The 6,556-nt window shown below is 77.4% G+C and carries 4 protein-coding genes; all 4 read right to left on the reverse strand.

The window, feature by feature from the left end:
- Positions 1 to 1,134 (reverse strand): glycosyltransferase family 4 protein (locus tag G6556_RS16205; RefSeq protein ID WP_166943743.1); only part of this gene is annotated, 1,134 nt, incomplete at its 3' end.
- 52 nt (positions 1,135 to 1,186) lie between these two features.
- A complete protein-coding gene (locus G6556_RS16210; RefSeq protein WP_166943745.1) occupies positions 1,187 to 2,398 on the reverse strand; it encodes a glycosyltransferase family 4 protein in 1,212 nt (403 codons plus the stop codon).
- Positions 2,395 to 3,282: a glycosyltransferase family 2 protein gene (locus G6556_RS16215; protein ID WP_166943747.1), complete on the reverse strand. Its 888-nt coding sequence runs from the start codon at positions 3,280 to 3,282 to the stop codon at positions 2,395 to 2,397. The genes G6556_RS16210 and G6556_RS16215 overlap by 4 nt, the downstream gene beginning before the upstream one ends.
- A 40-nt stretch (positions 3,283 to 3,322) precedes the next feature.
- Positions 3,323 to 6,556, reverse strand: a 3,234-nt coding sequence (locus tag G6556_RS16220) for a discoidin domain-containing protein (RefSeq protein WP_205693617.1), incomplete at its 5' end; no start/stop codon positions are given.

Genomic DNA, 6,556 nt, shown 5'->3' on the forward strand with positions numbered 1-6,556 from the left:
CTGCCGGTACATCGCCTCGTACCGCTCCGCGATGGCCGACCAGGTGTACTCGGCCGCACGCTCGTGGCCCGCCGCCCGCATCCGCGCCGCGCGCCCCGGCTCGTCCACCACCGCCACCAGCGCGGCGGCGAGCGCCGCGGCGTCGCCCGGCGGCACCAGCGTCCCGGCCCCGCCGACCACGTCGCGCAGCGCACCGCTGTCGGAGGCCACGACGGGGACGCCGGCGGCCATCGCCTCGACCGCGACCCGGCCGAACTGCTCCAGCCAGCCCGGCGTCGGCACGGACGGCACCGCGAGCACGTCGAGCCCCCGGTAGAACGCGGCGAGCGCGTCGCCGGACAGGTGCCCGTGGAACGTCACGCGGCCCGCCAGTGCGGGCGTCGCCGCGCGGGCGCGCAGCGCGGCCTCGTGCGGTCCGGCCCCGGCGATCGCCACGGTGATCCGCGGGTCGGCCTCGGCGGCGTCGAGCAGCACGTCGAGCCCCTTGTGCGGGTGCAGGAGGCGGCCGACGTAGCCGGTGCGTGCGGGGGCGGCCGCACCGACTACGCCGGCGTCCGTGGGGGCGCCCTCGTCCTGAGCGCCCGGGGTGGCGGCGGCGCCGGCGGCCACGGCCGCCTCCGCCGCCTCGACGCCCAGCCCGACGACGTGCGCCGGGACGGTCAGCCCCTTGGCGCGCAGCACGTCGCCGGCCTCGGCGTTGCACACGCTGACAGCGCCGGCCCCGCGCAGCGCCCGCCGCTCCCACCAGCGGAACGGCACGGGGTAGCGCTTGGCGATGTTCTGCGCGGAGTACAGCACGTAGGGGACCCGCGACCGGCGCAGCGCCCGGAGCAGCAGCACCTCGGCCGTGGCCAGGGCGGCGGGCTCCTCGTGCAGGTCGAGCACGTCCCAGTCCTCGCCGAGCGCGCGCCAGATCGGGCGCGGGTCGTAGAGGAACACGTTCGGGTGCCGGCCGGTCGTGCGCACGCCGACCACGTCCTCGCCCGGCTGCGGCTCCAGGGTGACGTCCCGGCCGCCCTCCTCCCACACGCGCGCGCTGAGCGTGCGCACCGTCAGGCCGCGGTCGCGCAGGGCAGCCTCCCGCCCGCGCCACGCCGTGACGACGGCGCTGTGGGACACCCGGAGCACGCGCATGGGGACCATCGTGCCGGTCACCTCCACAAAACGGACATCTGGTGCAAAAGGTTCACCCGACCGGCGTGGGTGAAACACCCGCGACCTCGGCGAGCACGGCGTCCAGGCGCCCACGGGCCCAGGTCCAGTCGTGCGTGCGGGCCCAGGACCGGCAGCGCGACCCGATCCGGCGGCGCAGCGCCTCGTCGTCCGCCAGCGCCTCCAGCGCAGCGGCGAGCTCGGCCGGGTCGTCCGGGCGCACCAGCACGCCGGCGTCGCCCGCGACCTCGGGGATGCCGCCGATCGCCGACGCCACGACGGGCACCCCGCTGGCCATGCCCTCCATGACCGTCAGCGCGAACGGCTCCGCCCACCGCGACGGCACGACCACCACGTCGGCCTCGCGGTACACCGCCGCCACCTCGGCCCGCGGGGTGAACGGCAGCAGCCGCACCCGGTCGCCGAGCGCGGCGGCCTTCGCGCGCAGGTCCCGCTCGTAGGGCGACGGCGCCGCGCCCGCGTCGAAGTTCTGCGAGCCGACCATCGTCAGCTCGACGTCGTCCCGGCCCAGGCGGGCGACGGCGTCCAGCACCACGTCCGCGCCCTTGTCCGGGATCATCCGGCCGACGAACAGCACCCGCAGCCGCTCGCCGCGGCCCGGGTCCGCCCGCGGCACGAACCGCGTCGTGTCCACGCCGTTCGGCACCACCCGCAGCCGGTCGCGCAGCCGCGCCGGGAGGTGCGCGGCCGTCTGGTCGGCCAGCGCGCCGCTCACGCAGACGATCGCGGCCGCGCGGCCGAGCACCCGGTCGGCCTCCCGCGGGGTGTAGGTGCGCAGCAGCAGGTTGTGCGCGTACAGCACCGCCGCGTGCCGCTCGTGCACCAGGGGCACGAGCTGCGGCGCGTTGTGCGCGAGCACGACGCCGGGCTGCCACGCGTCCTGGTCGCCGAGCGTCGGGCGCAGCGTGCGGCGCACGCCGGGGCGGGGGAGGCCCAGGCGGCCGGCCAGCGCGTCGACGTACCGGTCCGCCGGGCGCGCGGTGGCGAGCGGGTAGCCCACGGGGTCGGCGCTGGCGTACCGGTCGGGGTAGGTGCCGTCGGCGACCACGACCCGGGGTCGCGGCGTCGCCCCGGCGGGCAGGGCCGCGCACAGGCCGTCGACGACCGTCGGGATGGCCGAGCCGGTGCGCGGGGAGAAGTGGTCGCCGGGCGTCAGCACGTGCACCTCGGGCACGCGCGCGGCCGCGGCGCCGTCGCCCGCGGGAGCACCGCCGGGACCGCTCACCGCCGCCGGCTCCGCGGCTCGAGCCCGAGCGCGGCCCACACGTCCGCGGCGGGCCCGCGCCAGCGCGGGATCGTCCACGCCACGGGGATCGTCGCCAGCGACCGCGCCTTCTCGGCGGGGTGCGCGTCCGACGCCAGCACCCCGCGGACCAGCTCGATGCTGACCTTCGTGTGCGGGAACGCGAACCGCACCGACGCCGTCGGCGCGTGCCAGGCGACCTGCGCCTGCCCCTGCTGGGAGAACTGCTCGCTGTGCCGGCGCTGCAGGAACAGCTGCTCGGGCACCAGCTGGAACGGCCCCTGGCAGGCGAGCTCGGCGAGGATCACCAGGTCGTTGCCGACGGTCGGGCGGATGCCCCGGGTCCGACGCAGCGCGTCCGTGCGGTGCAGGCCGTAGAACAGGTGCGCCGCCTGCGCCCGCAGGAAGTGCCCCATCCGCTCGTGCGGCGTCGGCTCGTCGCAGGCCAGGTCGGCGTCGTTCAGGTCCTCGGTGACGATCCCGCCGGCGTCGATGATCTGCGTGCGCGGGTACACCAGCACGGTCGCGGGGTCGGACGCCGCGAACACCTCCAGGCAGCGCCGGACGAACGCCGGGCGCCGGACGTCGTCGGCCGCGGCCCAGGTGAAGTACGGCGTGGTGGCCATCGACAGCACCTGGTTGAAGTTCCACCGCCCGCCGCCGTTGCGCTCGTGCCGGACGTACCGGATGCGGTCGTCCTCCGCCGCGGCGGCGCGGCAGATCTCCTCGGTGGCGTCGGTCGAGGCGTTGTCCGAGATCACGATCTCGAGGTCGGCCTCGTCCTGCTCCCGCACCGAGTCGAGCGCGGCGGGCAGGTACTTCTCGCCGTTGTAGACGGGCATGCCCACGGTGGCCCTGGGGCTCATCGTCGTCGTCCCTCCTGGGAGCGGGTGGTGGTCGCGGTGGTCATGCGGCGGGTCCGTACGCGGCGAGGCGCACCAGCGACACGGGCCAGGTCGGCTCGGGCTGCACGGGCTCCCACGCGGGCAGCAGCCCGCCGGACTGGCCGGAGTAGTTCACGTCGGGCACGGTCACGCCCCGGGTCGTGGTCGAGGGCACCTGCACCCGGACCGCGGTGACGGTGCGGGGGTCGAACGTCACGGACGTGGTGCGCGCCAGGAACAGCCCGTCCTGCCGGCCGACCTCCTGCCAGGCGCCGTCCTCGTCCTGCACCTCGACGGTGTAGGACCGGACCCCGGAGGTGCAGCACCGGATGCCGGCGCTCTCCACGACCACCCGGTCCACGGTCGCCGGCCGCGCCAGGTCGACCTGCACCCACGGGCTGTCGTCCGGCCCGTCCTCCGTGCGGGCGCCGGCCCGCCACGGGTTCGCGCCCGCGCCGTCCTCGGCGACCAGGTCGGCCGGGTCGGTGCCGTCGGTGCTGGAGCTGGCGGTGACGGTGCCCCCGGCCAGCAGGTCGGTGCCGGCGTCGGCGGCGGGGGCGACGGTGAGCGCGGCGTCCGCGGTGAGGAACACCGGTGACCCGGAGACGGGCAGCGCGGTCGGCGCGCCGGCGGCCAGGTCGAGGGTCCGGGTGCCGCCGTACACGTCGGTCACGGTGACGGTGGTCGCGGCGTCGGCGGTCAGCAGCGCCGAGGTCACCTCGTCCTGGGTCCACACGGCCAGCAGCGGGTCGTCCCGGGTCCCCGCGGGCGCGGGGTTGCCGGCGGCGGAGGGCGCGCCGGTCGCCGGGCCGAACGCCATCGCGTGCAGCGCCGGGTCGCCCGTGTCGAGCAGGTCGGGTGCGCCGCGGCCGTCCAGGACCCCGGACACCGCGGCCATCGCCAGCGCGCCGGGCTTCACGAACGAGCCGAGCTGCACCAGCGACCAGGTGAAGCCGCCCTCGCCCCAGCCGCCCTCGCTGAAGAAGTACATCCACTCGTCCACGCCGAGCTCGCGCATCCACAGCAGCGAGCGGGCGACGTCGTAGGCCTGCGCCCAGTGGTTCGCCGGGCCGTCCGACCACCAGCCGGACTCGGTGTCCCAGACCGGGACGTCCGCGCCGCACGCGGCGAGCACCTGGCGCAGGGCGGTGATCTGGCCGATCGGCCCGTCCGCGCCCTCCTCGTCCCAGGACCGGTTGAACCCGGTGTACGGGTGGATGCCGACGACGTCCATCGAGGCGCAGCCACCGGCGTCGACCACCTGCTGGTACCAGGGCACGACCACGTTGAGCGCGTTGCCGCCGATCACGCGCGCCCGCGGGTCGACGCCGCGGACCGCGTCGGCGAACGGCGCGAGCACCTGCGTGGCGTAGGCCGCGCCGTCGCCGAAACCGGTGTTGTTCGGCTCGTTCCACGGGGCCCACAGGTGCAGGTCGGGCGCGCCGGCGTGCAGCGCGGTCGCGATCACCCGGACCCAGTCGCCCCAGGTGCCGGCGGCGACCGCGTCGGACTCCGCCTCGCCGCCCTGGCCGACCTGGACGTAGAGCTGCACGTCGGAGTCGGCGGCCAGCGCGGCGGCCGCGGCGATCCCGGCGTACGGGTCGCCCTGCGCGGCCCCGGGCAGCGCGGACAGGTCCAGCCCGGCGGCCGACGGGGTCGCGGTCACGTCCGGGACCAGCCGGCCGAAGTCGAGCTGCACCCGGTGGCTGCCGAGCCCGAGCTGGGCCGCGAGCTGGACGCCGCGCAGCGGCCCCGCCCCGCCCCAGTCGGCCCCGTCGGCGAGGGTGGCCGGGTCGTAGGTCGCGCCCTCGGCGCCCACCGCGTACCGCAGGCAGGTGGCGGTGCGGACGGCGCCGGTGGCCTTCTCGACCAGCGTGGCGTGCACCTCGTACGGCCCGGGTCGCGCGGCGGGCAGGTCGAGCGGCACCGCGCCGCCGTCGGCCGGGATCGCGACGGTGCCGGAGGTGCCCGCGACGGGCGGGTCCAGCCACGGGTCGCCGGTGACCTCGTAGCGCAGCTCGTAGGTGTCGGCGAGCGCGCCCCAGGCCGGCGTGAACTCGGCGCGCACCGCGGGCGGCACGCCGGGGGCGAAGTAGTCGTCGGTCTCGTCCGTGGCGAGCCCCGCGCCGAAGCCGAGCAGGTCCAGCGACGACGCGTGGTTGACGTCCCAGGTGATCGGCGCGTCGAGCAGCAGGTCCAGGTCGGCGTCGGTGACGCGGGACAGCTGCAGGCCGTCGCCCTCGTCGCGCGGGGACGCGAAGTACACCGCGTCGCCGCCGCGCACGAACGGGGTCAGGTCGGCGAACCGGAACGTCGAGCCCTGGCCCTCGCCGGACAGCGATTGCCGCCGCCACACGCCGTCGGGGCCGACCTCGAGCAGCCGCCACGTGGGGCCGGCCAGCAGCAGGCCGCCGCCCGCGGCCGTCGCGACGCCGGTCGGGTGGTCCAGGCCGGGGGCCCGGCCGTTGGAGCCGCCCGACAGCGGCCCCTCGATCCGCAGGCCCGGGGTCCCGTCCGCGGCGTACTGCACGAGCTCGATCGAGGTCGACTGGTCGTCCTCGTCGCTCAGCACCACGAGCGTGCCGTCGTCCTGCGGGTAGAACCGCGGGTAGGAGCCCCAGTCCAGCTCGGGGCCGTCGCCGTCCACGGTCCCGTCGGCGCGCAGCAGCGCCAGCCGGTGCGAGTCGGCCAGCACGACCGACGCGAGCACGCCGGAGCGGCCCGCCGTCCAGCCGAGCACCGCCCGGACCTCGCCGCGGTCGAGCGCGGCCAGGTCCCACCTGGTGCCCGGGTCGGCCGACCCGGCGGCCCACTGCGCGACGGTCGTGCCGCCGGAGGAGCCGTCGGCCGCGAGCACCGCGCCGTCGCGGGTCAGGGCGAAGCTGCTCGGGGCGTCGTCCCCGCCGTCGACCGTCACCGGCGTGCCGGCCTTCCCGGCGGACGTCCAGCGGCTGATCGTGGCGGTGCCGCCGTCCCGCTGCAGGGCCGCCACGTGGTCGCCGGCCGCCGCGAGCTGGAGCGGCACGGCGTCGCCGAGGTCGGCGAGCGCCTGCACGTCCGCCACCGGGGCGTCCGCGGCCAGCGCCGCGTACCGGTCGGGGTCCGCGACGCCGCACATCCGCGCCGCCGGGTCGCCGGCCGTCGGGGCGCTCGCCACGGCGCCGTCGCCGGTGCCGGGCTGCTGCGCCGCGAGCTGCCACACGCCGAGCCCGGCCGAGGCGCCGAGGACGGCGGTCAGGCCCAGCGCGACGCCGCG

The sequence above is a fragment of the Cellulomonas sp. IC4_254 genome (assembly GCF_011603975.1).
Lineage (GTDB): Bacteria > Actinomycetota > Actinomycetes > Actinomycetales > Cellulomonadaceae > Cellulomonas.

Coding starts and splice junctions, on each gene's coding strand:
- G6556_RS16215 (WP_166943747.1), bottom strand. CDS start 3,282: ATGAGCCCCAGGGCCACCGTGGGCATGCCCGTCTACAACGGCGAGAAG.